The following is a 24,725-nucleotide window of genomic DNA, read 5'->3' on the forward strand; positions in this document are numbered from 1 at the left end:
AAGCGAGAATCTGCGCCGTACCTTGGAGACATAACAATGGAGAAAACCTGGCTGAAGCACTATCCGGAGGGCATGCCCGCCGAGATCGATGCGGATGTCTACCCGTCGCTGGTCGAGCTGATGGAGACGGCATTCAAGCAGTTTCCGGACCGGCCGGCCTACAAGATCCTGGGCAAGTCGGTCAGCTTCGCGCAGATCGACGAGGCCTCCCGTGCGCTGGCGGCCTACTTCCAGGGCCTGGGCCTGGACAAGGGTGACCGCGTGGCCATCATGATGCCCAACGTGCCGCAATACCCGGTGGCCGTGGCTGCGGTGCTGCGCGCCGGCTTTGTGGTGGTGAACGTCAACCCGCTCTACACGCCGCGTGAACTGGAGCATCAGCTCAAGGACGCTGGAGCCAAGGCCATCGTCATCATCGAGAACTTCGCCGCCACGCTGCAGCAGGTGCTGGCCCATGTGCCGACCAAGCATGTGGTGCTGGCCTCGATGGGCGACATGCTGGGCTTTGCCAAGGGCGCCGTCGTCAATTACGTGGTGCGCAAGGTCAAGAAGCTGGTGCCGGCGTTCGAGCTCCCGACCGCGGTGCGCTTCAACGACGCACTGTCCAAGGGCCGCAGCCAGACCTACAAGCGTCCGGCCATCGGCCCCAATGACATCGCAGTGTTGCAGTACACCGGCGGGACCACCGGCGTCTCCAAGGGTGCGGTGCTCCTGCACCGCAACCTGGTGGCCAACACCTTGCAGTGCGAGGCCTGGTACCAGCCGGCGCTGCGCAAGATTCCCCAGGGCGAGCAACTGGTCAGCATCTGTGCGCTGCCGCTGTATCACATCTTCGGTTTCACAACCAACCTGATGCTGTCGATGCGCGTGGGCGGCTGCAACGTGCTGATCCCCAATCCGCGCGACCTGCCGGCGGTGTTCAAGGAGCTGAGCAAGCATCGTTTCCACAGCCTGCCGGCGGTCAACACCCTGTTCATGGCCATGGCCAACCATCCGTCCTTCGGCACGGTGGACTGGAGCGGGCTGGTGATCTCGGTGGGCGGCGGCATGGCCGTGCAGCAAGCCACGGCCAAGCTGTGGCTGGAAAAGACCGGCTGCCCGATCGTGGAAGGCTACGGTCTTTCCGAGACCTCGCCTGTGGCCTGCTGCAACCCGACCGACAGCACCGCCTATACCGGTTCCATCGGCCTGCCGCTGCCCGGCACCGAGGTGACGCTGCTGGACGACGACGGCCGGGAAGTGCCGGCCGGCAGCTCCGGCGAGATCGCCATCCGTGGCCCGCAGGTCATGGCGGGCTACTGGCAACGCCCGGACGAGACCGCCAAGGTCATGACGCCGGACGCGTTCTTCCGCACCGGCGACATCGGCACAGTGGACGAGCGGGGTTATTTCCGCATCGTGGACCGCAAGAAGGACATGATCCTGGTCAGCGGCTTCAACGTCTACCCGAACGAGATCGAGGATGTGCTGACGCTGATGCCGGGCGTGCTGGAATGTGCGGCAGTCGGTGTGCCGGATGAAAAGGCCGGTGAAGCCGTGAAGGTGGTGATCGTCCGCAAGAATCCGGCGCTGACCGAGGCGGACGTCAAGGCCTTCTGCGAAGCCAACCTGACCGGCTACAAGCGTCCGCGCATCATCGAGTTCCGCACCGAGCTGCCGAAAACCCCGGTGGGCAAGGTGCTACGGCGTGAATTGCGCGACAAAAAGTAGCAGTTTCCCTGGCCGCATAGCGCCCGTGACAGCCTAAGCTTCGCGCTCCTGAGGAGGCGAGGCCGTGTTGGAAGAACGCTACGAGAAGTCCGAGGCCGGACGAGCGGAAATTAAGAAGAGGGCACTGGTGCAGGCCCGGATTGCGCGCAACCTGCTGCTGGTGATCGACCCGAGCAAGACCGGGGGGCAATGGGTGGGGGTGGTGCAAGGCGCCGCACCCGCCGATCTGGAATTGCTGCTGCAGCACGGCCTGATCTCGTCTGTGGCTGCTGCGGCCCTGAGCCGGCCAGCCCCGTTGGGGCCGGAGCCGGCATCGTCGCCAGCACCTGCACCAGCATCCGTGGCTGCCCCGGCAGCGCCAGCGGCGCCCGCCGTGGGGGGGCCGCCCTCGACCCGCTCGGTGCCTGTGAGTTCAACGCGCCCCATGGGCGCGCCCGTGTCGCAGCTGGATTTCCAGCAGCTCTACACGGCGCTGACCGTGTTTGCGAAACAGCAGGGGCTGCTCAAGGGCTACCGGATGGCGCTGGAAGTGGAGCAGTGCCAGGACTTCGAACAGCTGCAGACCCTGGCGCTGGACGTGGTGGACCGTGTCCGCGCGACCAAGGGAGATGCGGCGGCCCACGCCCTGCGTGAGACACTGGGATTCAACTGAATTCACCCCAGGAGAGCACGTATGTCCACGCCCTATCGTGTTGCGGTGCTGATCGGCAGCCTGCGACAAGCCTCGTTCAACCGCAAGCTGGCACTGGCGCTGCAGAAGATCGCACCGCCTTCCCTCCAGCTCGAGATCGTCGAGATCGGGCATCTCTCCTTCTACAACGAGGACGAGGCCGCCTCGCCGCCGGCCGGTTATGCCGAGTTCCGCGCCACCATCAAGGCGGCGGATGCCGTGCTCTTCCTGAGCCCTGAATACAACCGGTCCATTCCAGCGGTGTTGAAGAACGCGCTGGATGTGGGGTCGCGGCCGTATGGCCAGAATGCCTTCAATGGCAAGCCCGCCGGTCTGATCACCTTGTCCCCGGGGGCGCTGGGTGGGTTTGGCGCCCATCACCATCTGCGCCAGGTGCTGGTGTGCCTGAATGTGGCCACCTTGCCGACGCCCGAGATGTATGTGGGCGGCGCGGCCGACATGTTCAATGCCGACGGTGGTTTCGTGAAGCCCGATACCGAAGCGTTCATGGCCAAGTACCTCGCTACGCTGGCGGACTGGGTAGGCAAGCAGAAGGGTTGAGCCTGGTGTCGCGTCTGTTTGTGGAGCAGCCGCTGGCGGCGGCTGCGTCTGAAGAAGATTTCGCCCTGCCGGCCGGGGCAGCCCGCCATGTGCAGGTCTTGCGCCTGCAACCCGGCGGCCAGGTCACGCTGTTTGACGGCAGCGGCGACGAGTGGACGGCGGAAGTGACGGCCATGGGCCGCAGCGAGGTCCGCGTGGTGCTGCGTGAGCGCCACAGCGTTGACCGTGAATTGCATCCATCGGTGACATTGGCGGTGGTGATGCCCGCCAACGACCGCATGGACGGCATTGTGGAAAAAGCCTGCGAGTTGGGGGCGGTGGCCATCCAGCCGCTGATGAGCGAGCGTTCGGTGTTGCGGCTCAGTGGCGAGCGGGCGCAGAAGAAGCAGGCGCACTGGCAGGGCGTGGCGGTGGCTGCGGCCGAGCAGTGCGGGCGGACACGGCCGTTGACGGTGGCGCCGGTGCAGACCTTGTCCGCATGGCTGGCCTCACTGGCGGCGGAGGCGGCCGAGGAGCGCCGCTGGCTCTTGAGCCCGGTGGCGGCGGAGCCGCTGTCCCGACGCGCCCGTGAAGGGCAGGGGCCCATCCTTGTGCTGAGCGGCCCGGAGGGCGGGCTCAGTGCGGATGAAGAGCAATCCGCCCGCGCGCGCGGCTTCCAGGCGGTGCAACTCGGCCCCCGCATCCTGCGGGCGGACACGGCACCGCTGGCGGTGCTGGGATGGGTGGCGTTGGGCGGGTCGGCTTAATCCGCCTCGCCCGCCTTGCCTGCTTCGCCCCGTTCAACAGGTTCACCCCGATCACCCGGCTCTGCCGCTGGCTTGCGGGCCGATCCGGCGACCAGATCAAACTTGAAGAGACGGCACTCAATGGGGCCATTCCACATGGGAATGCGGCGTGACTCCTTGAGGCGCATCTTGCTGGGCAGTTTCATTTCCGGGCACAGCAGCCAGGCTGTCCAGCCCGCTTCGTGCTGGGTGTAGGCACGCTTCCAATGCGCCGAGAGGCGAGGGAAGAAGTCGTCACCCGCGTCGCGTTCCTCGGAGAGGGGCTCGAAGGAGGCGCGCTGGCTGCCCGTGCCGGCCTTGCCGCGAACTTCGATGCGCTCGCCATAGGGCGGGTTGAGCATCAGGGTGCCGGGCACATCGGCTGGCAGCTTGGGCGCCGGGCGCTCGAGGGCGTCGCCACCGTTGAACTGGATGTAAGACTCGACACCAGCCCGCTGCGCGTTGCGGCGGGCGAAGTCCACCATCCGGAAGGCGACATCGCTGGCGAAGAGCGGCACGGCCGGGGGATGCTCGTTGGCGCGGGCCTCGTCCTTCATGCTGCGCCAGGCAGGCAGCAGCGATTGGAAGGGACGCAGCTTTTCGAAGGCGAAACGGCGCTGGATGCCCGGGGCGATGCCGCAGGCAATAGTGGCCGCCTCGACCACGATGGTGCCGGAGCCGCAGCAGGGGTCATGCAGGGCGCCGCCCTGCTCGGGCGTGCCCTTCCAGCCGGCGGCCGCCAGCATGGCGGCGGCCAGGGTTTCCTTCAGCGGCGCGTCGCCCTTGTCTTCGCGCCAGCCACGCTTGAACAGCGGCTCGCCGGAGCTGTCCACGTAGAGGGTGGCGTGTTGCTCGGTGAGGTGCAGCTGCAGTGGGAGGTCCGGCCAGCGGGTGTCCACGCTGGGGCGCTCGCCCGTGATTTCACGCATGACGTCGCAGACGGCATCCTTGACGCGCAAGGTCGCAAAGTTGAGGCTGTGCAGGGGGGAGTGCTGGGCGGTGGTGTCCACCCGCAGGGTCTGGTTGGGCGTGATCCACGCGCTCCAGTCGATGCGGTTGGCGAGGGCGTAGATATCGTCCTCGTGGTAGTACTCGCCGTAAGCCACCTCCACCAGCACGCGCTGGGCCAGGCGGCTGTGGAGGTTGAGGCGCATCACCGCCTCCAGCGTGCCAAGCAGGCCCACACCGCCTCGGAATGCCCGAGGCCCCTCCAGGCACTCCTGCGCGGAGAGGATGTCGCGGACTTCTTCTTCCAGCCAGGCTTCGACGCCGGCAGGGCAGGGGAGGAACAGATGGAAGGAGGGGGCGGACATCGCGACAGTCTGGGGGGAGATGGGGGCAGGTTGCACGACGTCGGGTGTCGTGCGGATTAGGGGGATTGTCCCACCGTGCTTCAAGTGGGGGGAGGCGGTTCGCTGCATGTCATTGGGGGAGGCTGACTGCGCGCGGGAAGTGCCGGTCCGGGGGGCATTGGCTCCATGTCCTCCGCCCGCTCCGCGGTCTCCCCCTAATATTTGCGCAAATACCCCCCGGACCGGCAGCTCCCGCAACCGAGATAGGCAACGGCCCTCGACTGATGACCGCGTGAGGCGGCCTCGAACGGCAACGCGCAGACCGAGCCTCGGTGAATCAGCGAGCCTTGCGCAGATTGGCTGGCGCCAGTTTGAGCGCTTCACGGTACTTGGCCACCGTGCGCCGGGCCACGGTGATGCCCTGTTCACCGAGCATGGTGGAGAGCTGGCTGTCCGAGAGCGGGCTGGCCGTGTCTTCCGCAGCAATGAATTGCTTGATGAGGGCACGCACCGCCGTGGAAGAGGCATTGCCGCCCGCTTCGGTGGAGAGGCTGGAACCGAAGAAATACTTGAGTTCGAAGGTGCCCCACGGCGTGGACATGTACTTGGCCGTGGTGACGCGTGAAATGGTGGATTCGTGCAGACCAAGTTCGTCCGCAATCTCGCGCAGAACCAGCGGCTTCATGGCCAGCTCGCCATGGGTGAAGAAGCCGCGCTGGCGCTCCACGATGGCCTCGCTGACCCGCAGGATGGTGTCGAAGCGCTGCTGGATGTTCTTGATGAACCAGCGCGCCTCCTGCAGTTGCCCACCCAGCGGCGAGTTGCTGACGCCCCCGCGCGTGGCCCGCAAAGCCTGGGCATAGAGGTCGTTGATGCGCAGCTTGGGCAGGACATCCGGATTGATCATGACCCGGAAGCCGCGACCCGCCTTCTGCACGATGACGTCAGGCACCACCGGCCGGTTTTCGCTGCGGGCGAAGCGGCGGCCAGGCTTGGGCTCCAGCGTGGCAATCATGGCCTGCGCACCACGCAGCAACTCGTCATCCGCCCCGGTGAGGGACATGAGCCGGCGCCAGTCGCGCTTGGCCAGCAGTTCGAGGTGGCGGCGGCAGATGACGATGGCCAGGGCCTGTTCAGGTGAGCGGGGATGGGTGCGCAGCTGCAGTTCCAGGCACTCGCCCAGGTCGCGGGCCCCCACACCCGCCGGCTCCATGGATTGCAGCCACTTGAGCGCGCACTTGAAGGTGTCGAGCAGGTCTTCCCGCTGCTCTTCGTCCGCCTCTTCACCCAGCAGGGCCAGGACCAGGTCCTCCAGCGGGTCTTCGAGGTAGCCGTCGTCGTTCAGGGATTCAATGAGCGCCAGCAGGGCCGCACGGTCCACTTCGCCCAGGTGCATGCCCGCCATCTGGCCGCGCAGCACATCCTGCAGCGAAGCATCCGGGGCTTCGGTCTCGGGGCGCTCGTCATCGTCGCCGCCTGAATTCGATGCGCTCGACGGCTGCTCACGAATGCCGTCGAAGTCGTCACGCTCCGTGCCGTTCTCCCAGTCGTCCCGCTCGGTGGTGCCGAAGTCTTCGGCACGCATTTCTTCGGCACCGCCGGCCTCACCACCCGCCTCGGCGTCACCAGCGTCGGCCGTGCGCTCGTCTCGTTCGGTCTGGCGGTCATCACGCTCCGCCACCCGTTCCGGCGGCGTCGGGGCCGGCCCCACGTCATGCTCTTCCTCGGCTTCCAGCAAGGGGTTGCTGGCGAGCATCTGCTCGACCTCTTGATGAAGCTCCAGCGTGGAAAGCTGCAACAGACGGATGGACTGCTGCAGCTGAGGCGTCAGCGCAAGATGCTGGGACAGGCGTACCTGTAGCGTCGGCCTCATCGTCGCTCCAGCGCTTACATCCGGAAGTGCTCGCCGAGGTAGACCCGGCGCACGTCCTGATGTTCGACGATGTGCTGCGGCGTACCTTCCGCCAGAACCGCCCCCTCGCTGATGATGTAGGCGCGGTCGCAGATGCCCAGGGTCTCGCGGACGTTGTGGTCCGTGATGAGCACACCAATGCCGCGCTGCTTGAGGAAGCGGATGATGCGCTGGATCTCCAGGACAGCAATGGGGTCCACGCCGGCGAAAGGCTCGTCCAGCAGGATGAAACGCGGCTGCGTGGCCAGGGCGCGGGCGATTTCCACCCGGCGGCGTTCGCCACCGGAAAGTGCCGGCGCCGGGGTGTCGCGCAGCTTCTCGATGGAGAGCTCCTGCAGCAGCTTGTCCAGCTCGGCATTGATGCGCGCAGTCGGCCAGGCCTTGCCCTGGTCGTCGCGCTGCAGTTCCAGCACGGCACGGATGTTCTCTTCCACATTGAGCTTGCGGAAGATGGAGGCTTCCTGCGGCAGGTAGCTCAATCCCAGACGCGAACGCTGGTGGATGGGCAGGCGCTGCACGGGCTGGCCGTCGATCTGGATCTCGCCGGCATCGGCGCGGACCAGACCCACGATCATGTAGAAGCTGGTGGTCTTGCCGGCGCCATTGGGGCCCAGCAAACCAATCACTTCACCGCTGTGCAGATCCAGGTGGACATCCTTGACCACCTTGCGCACGCCATAAGTCTTCTGCAGCCCCCAGGCCTGCAGGCGGCTCCTGGGGGTGGAGGCACGGGCTTCACTCATTGGGGCTGGCGCGAGTTCAGGTTGAGACTGGGGCGCAGACCCAAGGGGGCACTGGCGGCGGAGGCGGGTTCGGCGGGCGCGTTCTTGGGCATCAGCACCACACGCCCCCGGCCGGAGGGATGCGGTGAGGACGCGCCGGTTTCCACCAGCAGCCGCTCCGTCCGGTTGTCGTAATTGAGGGTGGCACCCGCCATGGTCTGCATGAGCTGGTCGCCCCGCATGACCTTGGCTTCAGCATTCCCGACCAGGCGGATGGTTTCGCTGCGGGTGTCGTACTCGATCTGGTCGGCACGCCCTTCGATGCGCTCACCCGGGGTGTCCCGGTCCTGCCGGAACTGCACTTGGCGGCTGGTGTCGCCATTGGCGTAGGCCGTGTAGTAACCGTCGTTGGTTTCCTGGACGTCCATGCGCTCGGCGCGCAGCATCAGGGAGCCCTTGGTCAGGATGACATTGCCATTGAACTCGGCCCGTTGCTTGGCCTTGTCGACGGCGCCTTCCTTGTCAAAGACAAGGTTCAAGGGCTTCTGGCGGTCGTCCTTGGCAGCCTGGGCCCAGGGCACGGCCAACGCCAGGGCGAGTGCTCCGGACAACATCAGGGGGCGGCGAAGGGGCATGGTGGAATCCTGGCGGCACAAAACTTGCAAGCCATTCTAGCCCTGCGATGGAAAGTCACAGGAGGCGTGCCGGCCCTATCTCGAGGGCGTCTGTGGTCAATTAGCCGCGAGACGAGCACTGTGCCCGCTCCGAACTCCTGCAGGCTTCGCGCTTGGTGGAGGCCCCGCTCCGGGCTGCAGAAGCATTACTGGCCCCGACCAAGGGCATTCCCCATAGCCGAAACAACAAAGGCACCCGAAGGCGCCTCTTTCATTCACATCAGCGCACCCGCTTCCAGGCCCACCCCGCGGATCCCAGCATCCAAGGCCACAACCATGGATCCTCCCCAGCATCCCCAAGCCACACCCGTGGATCTGGCTTTGCCAGGCCACTGGGTGGCGCCCCTAGGGGGCAGGAGCGGGAGCGACTGGGGGGCCCAGAGTCCTTTGGCTTTGCCAGGCCACCGGGTGGCGCCCCCTGGTGGCAGGAGCGAGAGCGACTGGGGGGCCTTACTTTCTGGATTGTTCGAGAAGGAAAGTAGCGACAGCGATCGCTCGCTGGCCCAGCTCTTCCTCGCTTGCGCGCAGGCCGAAACCCGCCATGGCCGGGGAGGTCAGGAAGCGGCCACCGATGGCGATCGTGGGCACGCCGTCAATGTTGTAGCTGTCCTGCAGCTTGGTCGCCTGCAGGCACTTGGTCTGCACGGTGAACGAGTTGTAGGTCTCCAGGAACTTGGCTGAATCCACACCCAGCGGCGCCAGGAAGGTCGCCATGGCCTTGGGGTCGGTCAGGGCCTGCCCGCCGCGGTGGATGGCATTGAAGATGGCCGGGCGGACCTGTGCTTCCTTGCCCATGGCTTCCAGCGTGAAGAACAGGCGCTGGTGGATCTTCACGTTTTCGCGGAAGGCCACATGCACCTTGCGATAGGTCACGTCCGCCGGCAACTGCTTGGCCCAGGCTTCAATCGTGGGCTCGAAGACGTAGCAGTGCGGGCATCCATACCAGAAGAACTCGATGACCTCGATCTTGCCGGGCGCGGCGCCCGGGATCTTGTTGGCCAGCTTCTGGTATTGGCGGCCTTCGACCGGGCCCCCCTGGGCCAGGGCCGGTTGGGTGACCAGCAAGCCACCGGCGCTGCCGGCCGCCAGAGCCGAGGCGGCGGACAGGTGGGTGAATTCGCGACGCTTCATCTTCAAGTTCCTTTGCGGATCACCGGTCGAACCGGCGCCGCGATGCTAGGGAATCAAACTTAGGCTGACATTAATTCAGCGCTGCACCGCCACCAGATTGGCTTCGATGCCGGCCGACTCCAGCTTCTTCTGCTGGCCTTCGGCTTCATCGCGGCTGTCGAATGGGCCCAGGCGCACCCGGTAGACGGTGCGGCCCGACTGCTCACGCTCCATCACCTTGGCGGAAAAACCCTGGATGGCCAGCTTGGCGCGCTGCTGCTCCGCATCTTCCATGCGAGTGAACGCCCCCGCCTGCACGAAGTAGCCGCTGCCCGCACGGGTGCCATCGGCTGGCTTGTCGGCAGGTTTGTCAACGGGTTTGTCCGCCGGCTTGCTGGCATCCACCTTGGCGGTATTGGCCGCACGCCCGTCCACTGCTGGCGGCGTGACCGGCTGCGTGGCCGCTGTCGCGGGTGCGGGAGTTGCTGGTATCGGTGCCGGCGTGGCCGCTGGCGGAACCACCGCCGGTGCCGCTGTGACGACGCCGGAGGCTGCCTTGGCGCCAGCGCGGCCCGCGAGCGGGGCATTCGGATCCCAGTTGCGGTTGCGCTCCGCTTCCTGTGCGTCCTGCTCGGCCGTGCGCTGAGGCAGCTTGTTGATGAAGGGGACCGGTGCCTTGGTGACATACAACGCCACCCCCAGCGCAATGCCCAGCCCCAGCAACAGGCCCACGATCAGGCCCATGGCGAAGCCGCCGCGCTGTTTCTCCTTGCTCATTGATGCTCCTGGTTATCTCGAGCCATCGCTTCCGGGGCGGACACGCCCAGCACCGCTAGCGCATTGCGCAGCACCTGACGGGTGGCTGCCAGCAGCGCCATGCGGGACCGGGTCAGCGCGGGGTCATCGACCAGGAAACGCTCGGCCGCATAGTAGCTGTGGAAGGCGCCGGCCAGATCGCGCAGGTAGAACGCCACGTCATGCGGCGCGAGGTCTTCCGCCGCACTGGTGAGCATGCGGGGGAAGTCCGCCAGCTTCTGCATCAGCGCGAATTCGGTCGGCGCGGTCAGCAGGCCGAGATCGGCCTGGCCCACCGCGGCCAGGTCGCCGCCCTTGTCTTCCCAGGCCCGCAGCACGGAGCAGATGCGGGCATGGGCGTACTGCACGTAGAAGACCGGGTTCTCGTCATTGGCCTTGAGCGCCAGGTCGACGTCGAAGATGAATTCGGTGTCGGCCTTGCGGCTAATCAGGAAGAAACGCACCGCGTCCCGGCTGGTCCAGTCGATCAGGTCGCGCAGGGTGACGTAGGAGCCGGCCCGTTTGGAGATCTTGACCTCCTCGCCGCCCTTCATCACCGTCACCATCTTGTGCAGCACGTAGTCCGGGAAGCCCTGGGGGATGCCCACGCCGGTGGCCTGCAGGCCGCCCCGCACCCGGGCAATCGTGCCGTGGTGGTCGGTGCCCTGGATGTTGATGCACTTCGAGAAGCCGCGCTTGAACTTGTTGACGTGGTAGGCCACGTCCGGCACGAAGTAGGTGTAGGTGCCGTCGGACTTGCGCATGACGCGGTCCTTGTCGTCACCATAGTCGGTGGAGCGCAGCCACAGCGCGCCGCCTTCTTCGAAGGTCTTGCCGTTGGCGATCATGCGCGAGACGGCTTCTTCCACCTGGCCACCCGTGTAGAGGCTGGATTCCAGGAAGTAGTTGTCGAAGCGCAAACCAAAGGCCTGCAGGTCCAGGTCTTGCTCATGACGCAGGTAGGCCACCGCGAATTGGCGGATGCTGTCCAGGTCGTTGATGTCGCCGGAGGCGGTGAATTCGCGGTCGTCGGCCTTGACGGTTTCCTTGCGCAGGAAGGCGTCGGCGATGTCCTGAATGTAGTCGCCGTTGTAGGCGGATTCCGGCCAGCCGGCGTCCCCAGGCTTGATGCCGTTCAGGCGCGCCTGGGTGGAGTTGGCCAGGGTGGCGATCTGCACACCGGCATCGTTGTAATAGAACTCCCGGTTGACCTTCCAGCCCTGGGTGCCAAAGAGCTGGCACAGCGAGTCGCCCAGGGCGGCCTGGCGAGCGTGACCCACGTGCAGCGGGCCGGTCGGGTTGGCGGAGACGAACTCGACCAGCACGGAATCCGTACGGGCCGGCTGTTCGCCAAACCGGGCCTGCGCCGTCTGCACCTCACCAATCACGGCCTGGCGCGCCGCCGGCGTGAGGCGCAGGTTGATGAATCCCGGGCCCGCGATTTCCAGGGCTTCCACCCAGCGCTGGACGGCCGGCTGCGCCTGCAGCTGTGCGATCAGCGTCTGCGCGAGTTCGCGCGGGTTCTTTCGCAAGGCCTTGGAGAGCTGCATGGCCGCCGTACAGGCGTAGTCGCCGTGGCTGGCCTGCTTGGGCGTTTCAAAAGCGGCCGCGGGGGCGGCGGCCAACGCGCCGCTGGCAACGGCGTCCTGGCTCAAGGCCTGGAGGACAGTCCCCAGGGCTTCGAGCAATTCCTGCTTGGCTTGGATCATGTGTCGCATTTTAGGGGGCATGCCCTGTAATAGACCGTCATTCCACTTGCCGCTCGACACCCTGTGGGGCAGGATGCCTCTAACGATGAGTGCTTCCGACGATCTTCACCCCAGTCACAGTCGCCCACTCGAGGCTGGTGGTTCACCCGGGGTGGACCTGCCCGAGCAGATCGGCAAGTACCGAGTCCTTCGCCGGCTGGGGGAGGGGGCCACCAGCGACGTCTTCCTGGCGATGGACGACTTCCGCGGCCAGGAGGTTGCCATCAAGCGCATGCGCAGCTGGGCCGGGCAGGGGCCGGAGGAAGACACGCTCAGCAACCGCTTCTTTGCCTCCGAAGCGGCGCTGGCAGGGCGCCTTCAGCATCCCAACGTGGTGCAGATCCTGGACGCGGTTCAGGACGGGTCAGCGCCCTACCTGGTCATGGAATATGTCCATGGCGTCACCCTCAAGCATTTCTGCCGCAATGACCGGCTGCTGCCGCTGGACCAGATCGTGGAACTGGGATTCAAGTGCGCCATGGCCCTGTCCTATGTGTTCCGCCAGGGCCTGGTGCACCGGGACATCAAGCCGGCCAACCTGCTGGCGGTGCTGGACAGCAGCGGGCAGGTGACCGATGTGAAGGTGAGCGACTTTGGCAGCGCGCTCAACCTGAATGCGGACATGACGCAGGTGCACCGGGTGGGCTCGCTGGCCTACATGCCCCCGGAGCAGATCGAGGGCGGCGATGTGGGTTGCCAGGCCGACATCTATGCCCTGGGTGCGGTGCTGTACCACATGGTCTGTGGCCGGCCGCCCTTCGACGCGCCCAACCAGATGGCGCTGATGCATCAGATCTACCACCAGGCGCCGCAGCCCATGCAGGGGCAGCGTGGCGGCGTGACGGCGGAGCTGGATGCCGTCATCCTCAAGGCACTGGCCAAGCATCCGCATGAGCGCTACCCGGACTGGGAGGCCTTTGGCCTGGCCCTGTCCGAGCTGGTGGCGCGCCACCTGGTGCCGCTGGCGCGTCTCAACGAGGTCAAGGATTCGGAGCGGTTCAACCTGCTGCGCGGGCTGGAGTTCTTCGCCAACTTCGGGGATGTGGAGCTGTGGGAGGTGGTGCGCCGGGCGCGCTGGCGGCGTTACCCGCTGGACTACCTGCTGTTCAAGAAGGGCCAGGAGGGCAATACCTTCCACATCATCGCGCAGGGCGAGGTGGAGGTCTGGCGCGACGGCGCGCTGGTGGCGACGCTGGGGGGCGGCACCTCGGTGGGCGAAATGGCCTACCTGGCTCCCAACCCCGAATTGCGCCGGCACAGCACCGACATCCGCGTGACCGATCTGTGCACCACGGTGTCCTTCACGCCGGACTCACTGTCTCAGCTCAGCCCCGAGTGCCAGCATCGCTTTGACCGGGCCTTCATCCAGGTGCTGGTGCGCCGCCTGCATCTGGCCCATGAGACGCTGGCTCATCCCCGCCGGATCATGTGAGTCGGTGGCCGGCATGACGAAGGTCAACCCGGCTTGAGAGCCGATCGTTGCTGTGTTTCACTGCCATGAGGTCCTTCCCCCAACCCTGTAGGAGAGTGAGATGAGCGCCCAGTTGACTTTGAAGACGTTGACCAACAAGACCTTGACCAGCCTGACCGCTGCCGCGTTGCTGTCCGTGGCTGCGCTGGCTCCCGCCTATGCGCAAGACGACAAGAAGAAGCCGCTGACGCCGCAGCAGCAGCGCATGGGGACGTGCAGCAAGGAGGCCAAGGAAAAGGGCAAGACGGGTGATGACCGCAAGGTCTTCATGAAGGCCTGCCTGTCTGGCAAGTCCGAGCCGGAGCACAAGATGACGCCGCAGCAGGAGAAGATGGCCAGCTGCAACAAGGAAGCGTCTGACAAGAAGAAGACCGGCGACGACCGCAAGGCCTTCCTCAAGGAATGCCTCTCGGCATGAATTGGAGCCCCCGGCTGTTCGGGCCTCGGGCCCGTCCATCCCGCCCCCCGAGGGGGCTGCGGCCCACCTTGGGGCGGCCCGGCGGTGGCCCTGTTCGCTAACCAGAGCCCCGCTTGAACGACGCTGCGCGTGTTCTGCGCGATGCCTTGCATAGAAGAGCCCTGGTGGGGATGTGAGCCCCCGGCTGTTCGGGCCTCGGGCCCGCCCATCCGCCCCCCGGGGGGGCTGAGGGCCACCTTGGGGCGGCCCGGCGGTGGCCCTCGTCGCTAATCAGAGCCCCACTTGAACGGCGCCTGCGGCGCGTTCTGCCCGTTCTGACGAGAGAGAGGCGCGGTGAACGGGTAGCGGCGCATTCAACCCTTTGTAAGAACGCCGCGGGCGAGCAACACGGCGGCAATCGGGATCAGCATCACGATGTGGGCTTCCACCATCACCAGCTTCCGGGTGGCACGGATCTCGTGCTCCGCAGGCAGGCCACCGCCCGCATCCAGCGTCTTGACCCAGCGGCGATAGGTCAGCGTGGGCTTGATGGAGATCAGGCCCACCACGATGAACAGGGTCAACTTGAGGTGTAGCAGTGGCTGATGCCAATACCAGCCCGCGCCCTTCATGCCCAGCCAGGTGCGGGCCAGGCCCGTCAGCAATACCGCCACCGCCGTCACGGCGTAGATGATGTCCAGGCGCGCCAGGCGCCGGACCACCGCGGCATTCATCCATTCGGTGCGGCACAAGGCCGCCTGGCTGCTCAGGAACACCACCAGGCTGAGGATGGCCAGGATGTGCAGGGCGGCCAGCAGGGCTTCGAGGTTCATGCGGTCTCCACGGAAGGGTTGGGTGTCGCGGGGGCTTCCCCCGGGGTTTCCCCGGAGGCTCCCCAATAGGTCGGATTGCCGTAGTGCTGTTTCAGGAAATCAATCCACAGCCGCACCCGCAAGGGCAGGTGCTTGCGCTGAGGGACCAGGGCAAAGATGCCATTGGGCGGTGCGGCGAAGTCGTCCAGCACGCTGACCAGTTGCCCGCTGCGGATCTCGTCAGCCACCTCCCAGGTGCTTCGCCAGGCCAGGCCGAGGCCGCGCCGGCACCAATCATGGAGCACCTGGCCGTCACTGCAATCCAGCCGGCCGGACGGGCGCAGATGCTGAACCTGGCCGTCCACACGGAAGGCCCAGCCGCGTGTCTGGCTGGCGTCCGAGCTGAGCGTGAGGCATTCATGCCGGGCCAGGTCGGTGGGGTGCTTGGGCACCCCCGCTCGTTGGAGGTAGGCCGGCGCCCCGACACACAGCCGCCGGTTGTCGGCCAGCCGCATGCTGATCAGGCTGGAATCGCTCAGGTCGCCCACGCGCACGGCGCAGTCGAACCCTTCGTTGACGATGTCCACCACCCGGTCGCTCAGGTTGAGCGACACGCTGACTTCGGGATGCCGCGCCAGGAAATCCGGCACCAGCGGCGCCACGTGACGCCGGCCAAAGCCGGCGGGCGCAGTGATTCGGAGATGCCCGCTGGCCTTCACCCCGCCCGCGCTGACACTGGCCTCGGCATTGGCAAACTCGGTCAGCAGGCGCTGGCAGTCTTCCAGGAAGGCGATGCCCTCGTGCGTGAGGCTCAGGCGGCGGGTGGTGCGCAACAGCAGCTTGACGCCCAGTCGGGATTCCAGCCCGTCGATGCGCCGACCCATGACCGCCGGCGCCACCCCCTCCGCCTGGGCTGCGGCGGTCAGGCTGCCCTTGGTGGCAACCAGCACGAAGGACTCAATCTGTTTGAGGCGGTCCATGAGCGGCCATTGTGGTCGTTGCGCCGCCTGTCGTCATGAATCACTGCCCTGATCGTTGTTATTTGTGCAAAAAAGTCAGGGATCTCTTCTTTCGGCGGTCACCAATCCGGGGCTGCGCCTGTCCTACAGTCATCGGCATTGGAGCCAAGCTCCAGACGGGAGCCTGATGCCCTGCACCGCGCATCAGAGCCTGCCGTCCTCGCCGCCTATGGCGGTCTATTGATATTGATGACATTGACGCCCAGCCGGGGAGACACCATGACCACTCGCGTTCAGCAACACCGCCTCCAGATCGACGCCGAACTGGCTCGCTTCATCGAAACCGAAGCCCTCTCGGGCACGGGCCTGGACCCTGCCGCTTTCTGGGCGGGTTTCGACGCCCTGGTCCATGACCTGGCGCCGAAGAACGCGGCGCTGCTCAAGGAGCGGGACCGCCTGCAGACCGAAATCGACGCCTGGCACCGCAGCTTCCCCGGCCCTATCCAGGACATGGTGGCCTACAAGGCATTCCTCACGAAGATCGGTTACCTGGTGCCCGTGCCAGTGGGCGACAGTGCCAAGGCCACGACTTCGAATGTCGATGCGGAACTGGCCATCCAGGCGGGCCCGCAACTCGTCGTGCCGATCCTGAATGCCCGTTATGCACTGAATGCCGCCAACGCCCGTTGGGGTTCGCTGTACGACGCGCTCTACGGCACCGATGCAATCCCGGAGACTGATGGCGCCACCCGCGCCGGTGGGTACAACGCGGTGCGTGGGGCCAAGGTCATTGCCTTCGCCCGCCAGGTGCTGGACCAGGCGGCACCGCTGGCGGGTGCCTCGCATGCGGATGCCGTGGGCTACCGGGTGGAGGGCGGCCGATTGTCGGTGGCCCTGCGCGACGGCGACGTGGCTGGCCTGGCTGATCCGGCCGTATTCGTGGGATTTCTGGGCGATGCCGCCGCCCCCACGGCCGTTCTGCTGCGCCACAACGGCCTGCACATCGAGCTGCAGATTGACCGTCAATCCGCCATCGGCAAGACCGACCCGGCCGGTGTGTCCGACCTGCTCATGGAAGCAGCGCTGTCCACCATCCTGGACCTGGAAGATTCCATTGCCGCCGTCGACGCGCAGGACAAGCTGCTGGCCTACCGCAACTGGCTGGGCATCTTGCGCGGCACGCTGACCGAGGAAGTCGCCAAGGGCGGCAAGACCATCACCCGGCGCCTCAATCCGGACCGCCGCTACCAGGCCCCCAATGGTGGCGCGGAAGTGGTGCTGCCGGGCCGCTCGCTGCTGTTTGTTCGCAATGTCGGCCATCTGATGACCAACCCGGCCATCCTCATCGAGGGCGGCCAGGAGATCCCCGAGGGCATCATGGACGCGGTGGTCACCACGCTGATCGCGCTGCATGACCTGAAGCAGCTCTCTGGCAGCGGCCTGCGCAACTCCCGCCAAGGCTCCATCTATATCGTCAAGCCGAAGATGCATGGCCCGGCGGAAGTCGGATTTGCCAACGAGCTGTTCGGTCGAGTTGAACAGCTGCTGGGCCTGCCCGCTTCCACCGTCAAGCTGGGCATCATGGACGAGGAGCGGCGCACCAGCGTGAACCTGGCTGCCTGCATTGCCGCCGCCCCCAGCCGCGTGGCCTTCATCAATACCGGCTTCCTGGATCGCACCGGGGACGAGATGCACACCGCCATGCTGGCCGGCCCGATGCTGCGCAAGGGGGACATGAAGGCCAGCCCCTGGATCCAGGCCTATGAGCGCAGCAACGTGCTGGTGGGCCTGGCCGCCGGGCTGCGCGGCCGTGCCCAGATCGGCAAAGGCATGTGGGCCATGCCGGACCTGATGGCGGCCATGCTGGAGCAGAAGATTGCCCACCCCAAGGCCGGTGCCAACACCGCCTGGGTGCCCAGCCCCACGGCGGCCACCCTGCATGCGTTGCACTATCACCAGGTCAACGTCGCGACGGTCCAGCGTGAGCTGGAAACCGTGGCGGCCCAGGAAGACTTCAACGCCCTGCTGGACCGGATCCTGACCATCCCGGTGGCGGCGGCCCCCACATGGAGCGAGGCCGAGAAGCAGCAGGAGCTCGACAACAACGTCCAGGGCATCCTGGGGTACGTCGTACGGTGGATCGATCAGGGCGTGGGCTGCTCGAAGGTGCCTGACATCAATGGGGTCGGTCTTATGGAAGACCGTGCAACATTGCGCATTTCAAGTCAGCACATTGCTAACTGGTTACTGCATGGCGTCGTCACTGAACAACAAGTTTCTGAGACCTTCACCCGCATGTCAGTGGTCGTGGATGCCCAAAACGCGGGCGACCCCCTCTACCGCCCCATGGCGGTGAATCCGCAGGCAAGCCTGGCGCTGAAGGCGGCGTTGGATCTTGTTTTCCTCGGTAGGGAGCAGCCTTCCGGCTACACCGAGCCGCTGCTGCATGCTTGGCGCCAACAGGCGAAGGCAGTTCAGTGAGCACTGTTATGGTGCAAAATTGCCTAGAAAAGGGTCTAAGACTTCGCCAATGAGAAAAGTAACGGCGTACTGAAGCGTTTGCCTTGCCTGGGCAATAAGGGTCCGCCCGGGGGCTGCAAACGCCATGCCTGCCCGTAAAGTTTTGTTCACAAACGGTGTGCTCCGTTAACCAACGGTGAATCCGGGCGTGCATTACAAACTTTCGGGATTTTTCAACATGGCGAACAAGCCGCATATTCGCGCCATCAGCGCGGCAGCAGCGATTCTGGTGGTCTCGATGGCCGCCCACGCTCAGGAGCAAACCCAGCAACTGGAGCGTATCGAGATCACCGGTTCGAGCATCAAGCGCTTCGCCAACGAAGGCTCGCTGCCCGTCCAGATCATCACCGCCGAGGAAATCAAGGCCACCGGCACCACCAACGTGGCGGACCTGGTGCAGCGTATTCCTGCGATGCAGGGCTTCACCATCGGCGACATCTCCATTGGCTCCAACTCCGGCGGTATCGTGACGGCTTCGCTGCACGGCATCGGCGAGAGCTACACCCTGGTGCTGGTGAACGGCCGCCGTCTGGCCCCCACGGGCTCCGGCTCGCGGATCAACCTGAATTCCATCCCGATGTCCGCCATCGAGCGCATCGAAGTGCTGACGGACGGTGCGTCTGCGCTGTACGGTTCGGACGCCATCGCTGGCGTGGTGAACTTCGTGCTGAAGCGCAACCAGAAGGGCGGCAACATCAGTGTTGACTACAGCAACCCGGTGGGTAATGGCGCCACGGCCAAGACCGCCAGCATCAGCTACGGCTTCGGCGACCTGAGCGGCGACGGCTTCAGCCTGGTCACGTCCTATCGCCATGACGAGCAGGACGCCATGAAATCGGGCGACCGTGCGTTCGCCAGTACGGCCTGGATTCCGTTCTCCGCCAATGGCCGGAACTACGTCTACGACCGCACCAGCGCCTCGGCCGACCCGGCCAACGCAGCCGTCACGTTCAAGCGCCTGCCGACCGAGGCCGACACGGTGGCCGTCCTGAAGGGTTACCAGTTCAACCCGTATCGTCAGGCCAATGGCACCTGCGCACCGAACAACTACTACAACCTGACCAACACGATCCCGGCCGGCTCCACTTCCAAGGAAGGTACGGCCAACTGCGGTTATGACTTCGTCGGCACCATCGACGTCTATCCTGAAACGAAGCGGGACTCGTTCTTTGCGTCCGGTGAAGCCAAGGTGGGCGAGAACTTCAAGGTCTTCTCCGACCTGATCTACACCCGCACCGACGTGATCGCCCGTATCGCGGCGAACCCGGTGCCCATCGCGATCTCCACCACCTCGCCGCTGTTCACCAAGTATGTGCAGCCGTACCTGACGGCCAACCAGATTGCGCACATCGACACGGTGACCGCCAACTATCGTGCAAATGACTTCGGCACCCGTGACTCACAGACCCTGACCGATGGCAAGCACATCGCCATCGGCACTGAAGGCTCCATCGGCGACTGGGACGTGAACGCCTCTGCCACCTGGTCGCAGAACTCGCTGAACGAAAAGTACATCGGTGGCTACTTCAAGAAGGCCGAGTTCAACAGCCTGATTTCCAGCGGTGTGATCGACCCGTTTGTTCCCACCGGCAATGTGGATGCAGCCACGCAAGCCAAGATCGACGACTCCATCTATCACGGCTCTATCCGCAAGGCCTCCACCACGATGAAGGCCGTGAACGGTGGCGCGTCCGGCACCATCTTCAACCTGCCTGCAGGCGAGGTGAAGCTGGGTGCGGGTGTGGACTTCCGCAACTACCACTACAAGCAGACGCCATCTGACGATGCTGTGAACGGCGTCATCTACAACTTCGCTGCCAACCCGGCATATGACCTGGAGCGTGACAACTACGGTGCCTTCGCCGAACTGGTGATCCCGGTCGTCAAGGACCTTGAAGTGAACGCCGCGCTGCGCTACGACACGATCACCAAGATCAAGGACGCGCTGAACGCCCGCAACTTCGGTAGTGACGAATCGGCCACCACCTACAAGGTGTCGGCCCGCTACAAGGTCAACAACGCCCTGCTATTCCGTGGTTCCTACGGCACTGGCTTCAAGGCACCGGACATGCTGGACATCGCCCAGCCCCTGGTGACCAACGGTGTGACCGCCTCCCAGTACGACTGCCCGTTCCCTGGCGACGGCAGCGGCTCTGCTCCCTGCAAGGGCGGCAAGTCCCAGTACACGCAGCTTTCCGGTGGCAACGAGAACCTGAAGCCCGAGAAGTCCAAGCAGGCGACCTTCGGTGTGCGCTTCGACCCCACCCGCAACTTCGGTGTGAGCGTGGACTACTGGCAGGTCAAGCTGCGTGATGCGGTGAGCGCCGTGTCCGCAGACCAGGCCTTCAAGGATCCGACCAAGTACGCCTCCCTGTTCACGACCTATCAACTGCCGGCCGAGACGAACCCGTACTACGCGTTCATGGCGCTCTCGACCAACATTGGTCAGTCTGTCTACAAAGGCCTGGACTGGCAGCTGGAAGGCCGCCTGAACATCGACGGTCTGGGCAAGCTCACGACCACGATCAATGGCACCTACATGATCAAGTCGGAGTACACGATGCCGGGTACCGACAACGTGTTCACCAGCAGCATGGGCAAGTATGGTGTGGATGCTTCGGTGGTGTTCCGCAACATCGCTCGCGCGACCTTCGACCTGAATTCGGGCAAGGTCAGCAACCTGATCCGCGTGAACTATCGTTCCGGGTACACGGACATTGCCGCCAGCGTGCGGGATGTCGCGACCAACCAGCCCGCCACCGTTCAGTTGCAAGTGCCGGAGTACATCACCTTCGACTGGCAAGGCACCTACCGCTACAGCAAGGCGCTGGACTTCCGTCTGGGCATCAACAACGTGACCAACGAGGCGCCTCCGCTGACGCTGCGCAACTCGTCCGGCCACCAAGTGGGCTATGACCCGCGTTACGCCAGCCCGCTGGGCCGTACTGTCTACCTGTCGGGCAGCTACAACTTCTGATGAGCTGAAGCGACCTCACGCCGGATGACCGGTGTGAGCTTGCCTGAGACCAGACGCGACACCGGATCCCGGTGTCGCGTTTTTTTTCGCCGGTGCTGGCGCCACCTTGCCACCTCGATTGAGGGGCGCCAGGAGCGCGAGCTACCCACGGGGTGTGACCGGCTCGCAACAAAGTACTAACAACTCAGACGTTTTGTGTCAGCAAAAGGCAACGCAAACGTACGCCGGACGCATTTCCGGGGCGCGCCTTTCTCATCACTTTCCCCACCGGCGTACGGCGCACCACAGACGTGCGGCCTCGACAGATGCGGTTTTTAGGAGAGTTCGCTCACGCCAGGACTGTCTCCGGGTGGTGGCATTCCGCACCGTGAAGCCTTGTCAAGTGGTGTTGCCGCGAGGCTGTGGCATTCTGCTCAACCGACACACTGGGGCGGTCTACGACCCATTTCTGTCAGGAAGAGGCTATGAATACACCATCAAAGCTCGGGTTGACGCTGACCGCGTTGGCCGCCAGCCTTTACGGTACGCAAGTGTTTGCCCAGACCCAGGGCGATACCACCACGCCGCCGGGCACCACCCAGCTCCAGCGCGTGGAAGTGACCGGCTCCAACATCAAGCGCATCGATGCCGAGACGGTTTCGCCGGTGCAGGTCATCACGCGGGACCAGATTGAACGCACGGGCCAGGCCACGGTGGCCGAGGTGCTGCGCAACCTGCCCTCCAACTCGGGCAGCTTTGGCGAGAGCTTCAGCAACAGCTTCGCGCCCGGCGCTGCCGGCATCTCGCTGCGTGGCTTGGGTCAGAAGACCACCCTGGTGCTGCTGAACGGCCGCCGTGTCGCCGGCTACGGTTTCGCCCAGAACCTGCAGGACACCTTTGTGGATCTGAACTCCATCCCCAGCAGTGCGGTGGAGCGGGTGGACATCCTGCTGGACGGGGCTTCTGCCATCTATGGGTCGGACGCCATCGCAGGGGTGGTCAACATCATCTTGCGCAAGGACTTCAAGGGCTTTGACGTCACGGCCTCCAGCGGCTACTTCGAAGGCAAGAATGACTACCGTGTGACGGGCGCTGGTGGCTTTGGGGACCTGGCCTCCGACGGCTACAACGTCTTTGCGGCCCTGGACTATTACAAGCGCGACCTGCTGCTGCAGGGCGACACCGAATTCGGGAAGACACGCGACTTCCGCAAGTACGCCGGCGGCCGCAACTTCCAGGCGCTCACCACGGGCGGCACCTGGCGCCAGCTTTCCGCAGCCGGTGCACTGACCAATAACTATCAGGCGATTACCGATTGCGGCGGCACGGTGATGACCGGCCCGCAGGCACTGGAAGCCGGCCTGATCAACACCACGCTGGCCACGGCGGGTCCGCAATCGGCTGCGACCAACACCTATTGCACCCGTGATTACAAGGACCAGTTCACGGCGCTGCCGGGCACCGAGCGTTATGGCTTGATTTCCCGTGCCACCAAGCAGTTGTCGCCGGAAGCGACCGCCTATGTGGAGCTCGGCCTGAGCCGGGTGGACACCTTCCAAACCTTCCAGGCCCCCTTCTTTGCCGGCACCACCGGTCTGACCCCGGGGGCCAATGACACGCTGACGCCTTACACCTACAACATCACCTTCGCGCCGGGTGTGGCGGGCAATCCGTTCTCGACCAACGCGCGCTACACGGGCGTGATGAACGACCTGGGCACGCGCGACGCGGACATCCGTTCGGATTCCACGCGTCTGCTTGCCGGTGCCAGCTACAGCGTCGGCAAGTGGGACCTGGACAGTGCGGTGGGCTATTCCCGCACCAAGACGAAACAGAACAACGTGAACCTGATGCCGCTGGCTGGAACGGCGGCCACCTTTGGCGTCAGCACGGATCCTCAGCCGCCCGTCCCGGTGTCGACCGCCAGCCTCTACAACCTGGACCGCTGGACCACCAACAGCCAGGCGGTGCGTGACGCCCTGCGGCTCAGCAACAAGCGGGTGTCCACCTCGGACATGACCTTCATCGACACCAAGGCCAACACCACCTTCGGGCACCTGCCCGGTGGTGAGATCGGTCTGGCCGTCGGTGCCGAATATCGGCGCGAGAAGCTGAAGGATCAACCAACCGAACTGGCTGAAGAGGGCGGCATCCTGGGCCAGGGCATCACCGCCACCAACGGCAGCCGCAACAACTACTCGGTGTTCTCGGAACTCTCGCTGCCCTTCATCAAGGCGATCGAGGTTCAGGCGGCACTGCGGTATGACCACTACAGCGACTACGGCAGCTCCACCACGCCCAAGGTAGGCCTGAAGCTCAAGCCCACGGACGGCCTGCTGCTGCGCGCCAACTGGGGCAAGGGCTTCCGTGCGCCGACGCTGCCGGAGATCTCGCCCTCGGTGGCGACCTTCTTCACCTCGGTGGAGGATCCGGAAGACGGCGTGGTCCGGAGCGTGTCCGGCATGTTTGCAGGCAACCCCAACCTGAAGGCCGAGAAGTCGACCAGCCGTACCTTCGGCATCGTGTTCGAGCCCAACAAGAATTTCAACCTGGGTGTCGATCTCTACTTCATCAACTGGCGCAATGTGGTGGCGTCACCGGACTTCCAGGACCTGGTGGACGCATCCTGCCCGGATGGCGGCCCCAACTGCCCGACCTCGAACATCATCATTCGTGACCCTGAGACCAACTTCGTAACGACGATCCTGTCGAACTACGAGAACTTGTCCCAGCGCACCACGAGTGGCGTGGACATCGACGGCACCTGGCGCCTGCCGACCAGCTACGGCAAGTTCACCTTCCATGGCGCCTTGAACTACATCCGGTCGTTCAAGGAAGACGGCGAGGAATACGTGGGGACCAACGGCGGCAGCAACACCATCCCCCGCATTCGTGGCAACGCGTCCATCGATTTCGACTACGGCCCTTGGGCGCTGACCGGCACGGTGAACTACACCCACCATATCCGGCAGGAGGCCGCCGCGGCCAGCTACATGGTGGCGCAGGACCCGCGCTTCCAGAACGGTGTGCTGCCCGAGCATGTCAGGTCCCAAACCACCCTGGATCTGTTTGCACGCTACAACGTGACCAAGCAGCTGCAGGCCAGCATCGGGGTGATCAATGTGTTCGATCGTCTGACGCCGTACGACCCGGGGTTCAGCACCACCGCGCTGTATGACTTCAGCCTGTATGACCCCCGTGGCCGTCAATGGCGTGCCACGCTGCGCTATGCCTTCCAGTAAGACCTGAGCGCTCACTGCTGGCAGGCTTCGTTGCCTGCCACCGTTGCCAACAAGCCCGTGGGGTCCATCTCCACGGGCTTTTTCTTTGTCCTGGAAGATTGTTCAGATATTTGCATGAATCGGGGCGACGAGAGATACCCGTCGAACTCCACTGGCCGTGAACCCCCAGTTGGTTTATTGAGGTTTATCCACGAGGATGGTGACCACTTTTATATTCATGCCGACACAGAGTAGGCATCAAATTCATCTCGCGAAACTATTCGGAATTTTGTGTTTGTCGCCATTTTGCGTTATTTATTGTGAATGTTGAAATATGTCGGGCGGCTGCGCAAGGCGTGATGGATTCTTTGCCAAGTGGTTGAATTTCAAAAGATTTCTGTTGCGCTGATCTTTGTTTCGCCGCACTGTTT

18 protein-coding genes are annotated in these 24,725 nt (G+C 64.7%); 9 read left to right on the plus strand and 9 right to left on the minus strand.

Annotated features, from left to right (window positions below):
- Window positions 1-36: 36 nt before the first annotated feature.
- The 4 genes from BMY53_RS14925 to BMY53_RS14940 all read left to right on the plus strand — a co-directional run bounded on the left by BMY53_RS14925 (window position 37) and on the right by BMY53_RS14940 (window position 3,687).
- Entirely contained in the window at window positions 37-1,710 is a 1,674-nt protein-coding gene (locus tag BMY53_RS14925; protein ID WP_092947282.1) for a long-chain-fatty-acid--CoA ligase, read from the plus strand.
- A gap of 64 nt (window positions 1,711-1,774) precedes the next feature.
- Window positions 1,775-2,362 (plus strand): hypothetical protein, encoded by a 588-nt coding sequence (locus BMY53_RS14930; protein WP_092947283.1) that lies wholly within the window; start codon window positions 1,775-1,777, stop codon window positions 2,360-2,362.
- A 21-nt stretch (window positions 2,363-2,383) separates the two neighbouring features.
- Entirely contained in the window at window positions 2,384-2,941 is a 558-nt protein-coding gene (locus tag BMY53_RS14935; RefSeq protein ID WP_092947284.1) for an NADPH-dependent FMN reductase, read from the plus strand.
- A 2-nt stretch (window positions 2,942-2,943) separates the two neighbouring features.
- Window positions 2,944-3,687 (plus strand): 16S rRNA (uracil(1498)-N(3))-methyltransferase, encoded by a 744-nt coding sequence (locus BMY53_RS14940; protein ID WP_092947415.1) that lies wholly within the window; start codon window positions 2,944-2,946, stop codon window positions 3,685-3,687.
- Here the strand turns inward: BMY53_RS14940 and BMY53_RS14945 are convergent.
- The 7 genes from BMY53_RS14945 to argS all read right to left on the minus strand — a co-directional run bounded on the left by BMY53_RS14945 (window position 3,684) and on the right by argS (window position 11,919).
- A complete protein-coding gene (locus BMY53_RS14945) occupies window positions 3,684-5,018 on the minus strand; it encodes a THUMP domain-containing class I SAM-dependent RNA methyltransferase (RefSeq protein ID WP_092947285.1) in 1,335 nt (444 codons plus the stop codon). The two genes, BMY53_RS14940 and BMY53_RS14945, sit on opposite strands and share 4 nt — an antisense overlap.
- A 316-nt stretch (window positions 5,019-5,334) precedes the next feature.
- Window positions 5,335-6,870: an RNA polymerase factor sigma-54 gene (locus BMY53_RS14950; RefSeq protein ID WP_092947286.1), complete on the minus strand. Its 1,536-nt coding sequence runs from the start codon at window positions 6,868-6,870 to the stop codon at window positions 5,335-5,337.
- Between the two features lie 14 nt (window positions 6,871-6,884).
- Window positions 6,885-7,652 carry an LPS export ABC transporter ATP-binding protein gene (lptB, locus tag BMY53_RS14955; RefSeq protein ID WP_092947287.1) on the minus strand — a complete coding sequence of 256 codons (768 nt, stop codon included), beginning with the start codon at window positions 7,650-7,652 and terminating at the stop codon, window positions 6,885-6,887.
- Window positions 7,649-8,266 (minus strand): lipopolysaccharide transport periplasmic protein LptA, encoded by a 618-nt coding sequence (gene lptA, locus BMY53_RS14960; protein ID WP_143074088.1) that lies wholly within the window; start codon window positions 8,264-8,266, stop codon window positions 7,649-7,651. Before lptA ends, lptB begins: the two co-directional genes overlap by 4 nt.
- Before the next feature lie 489 nt (window positions 8,267-8,755).
- On the minus strand, window positions 8,756-9,436 hold the full coding sequence (locus BMY53_RS14965) for a thiol:disulfide interchange protein DsbA/DsbL (protein ID WP_092947289.1): 681 nt from the start codon (window positions 9,434-9,436) through the stop codon (window positions 8,756-8,758).
- Between the two features lie 75 nt (window positions 9,437-9,511).
- Window positions 9,512-10,192, minus strand: coding sequence for an SPOR domain-containing protein (locus tag BMY53_RS14970; protein WP_092947290.1), 681 nt, complete (start codon window positions 10,190-10,192; stop codon window positions 9,512-9,514).
- On the minus strand, window positions 10,189-11,919 hold the full coding sequence (argS, locus tag BMY53_RS14975; protein WP_092947291.1) for an arginine--tRNA ligase: 1,731 nt from the start codon (window positions 11,917-11,919) through the stop codon (window positions 10,189-10,191). The genes BMY53_RS14970 and argS overlap by 4 nt, the downstream gene beginning before the upstream one ends.
- Window positions 11,920-12,004: 85 nt before the next feature.
- On the opposite strand from argS, the gene BMY53_RS14980 reads away from it, so the two are divergent.
- Together BMY53_RS14980 and BMY53_RS14985 are read left to right on the plus strand one after the other, a co-directional pair.
- Entirely contained in the window at window positions 12,005-13,390 is a 1,386-nt protein-coding gene (locus BMY53_RS14980; RefSeq protein WP_092947292.1) for a serine/threonine-protein kinase, read from the plus strand.
- A 100-nt stretch (window positions 13,391-13,490) separates the two neighbouring features.
- Window positions 13,491-13,847, plus strand: a complete 357-nt coding sequence (locus tag BMY53_RS14985) for a PsiF family protein (protein ID WP_092947293.1) — start codon at window positions 13,491-13,493, stop codon at window positions 13,845-13,847.
- A gap of 353 nt (window positions 13,848-14,200) precedes the next feature.
- On the opposite strand, the gene BMY53_RS14990 is transcribed toward BMY53_RS14985, so the two are convergent.
- Together BMY53_RS14990 and BMY53_RS14995 are read right to left on the minus strand one after the other, a co-directional pair.
- On the minus strand, window positions 14,201-14,659 hold the full coding sequence (locus tag BMY53_RS14990; RefSeq protein ID WP_092947294.1) for a DUF2214 family protein: 459 nt from the start codon (window positions 14,657-14,659) through the stop codon (window positions 14,201-14,203).
- Entirely contained in the window at window positions 14,656-15,618 is a 963-nt protein-coding gene (locus BMY53_RS14995) for a LysR family transcriptional regulator (RefSeq protein ID WP_092947295.1), read from the minus strand. The genes BMY53_RS14990 and BMY53_RS14995 overlap by 4 nt, the downstream gene beginning before the upstream one ends.
- Before the next feature lie 258 nt (window positions 15,619-15,876).
- On the opposite strand from BMY53_RS14995, the gene BMY53_RS15000 reads away from it, so the two are divergent.
- From BMY53_RS15000 to BMY53_RS15010, 3 genes are all read left to right on the plus strand, one after another.
- Entirely contained in the window at window positions 15,877-18,078 is a 2,202-nt protein-coding gene (locus BMY53_RS15000; RefSeq protein ID WP_092947296.1) for a malate synthase G, read from the plus strand.
- 217 nt (window positions 18,079-18,295) lie between these two features.
- Window positions 18,296-21,094, plus strand: coding sequence for a TonB-dependent receptor (locus tag BMY53_RS15005; RefSeq protein ID WP_092947297.1), 2,799 nt, complete (start codon window positions 18,296-18,298; stop codon window positions 21,092-21,094).
- 464 nt (window positions 21,095-21,558) lie between these two features.
- Entirely contained in the window at window positions 21,559-24,315 is a 2,757-nt protein-coding gene (locus tag BMY53_RS15010) for a TonB-dependent receptor (RefSeq protein ID WP_092947298.1), read from the plus strand.
- Window positions 24,316-24,725 lie beyond the last annotated feature (410 nt).

Source organism: Roseateles sp. YR242 (assembly GCF_900109745.1).
In the GTDB taxonomy this organism is placed as follows: Bacteria; Pseudomonadota; Gammaproteobacteria; order Burkholderiales; family Burkholderiaceae_C; genus Roseateles.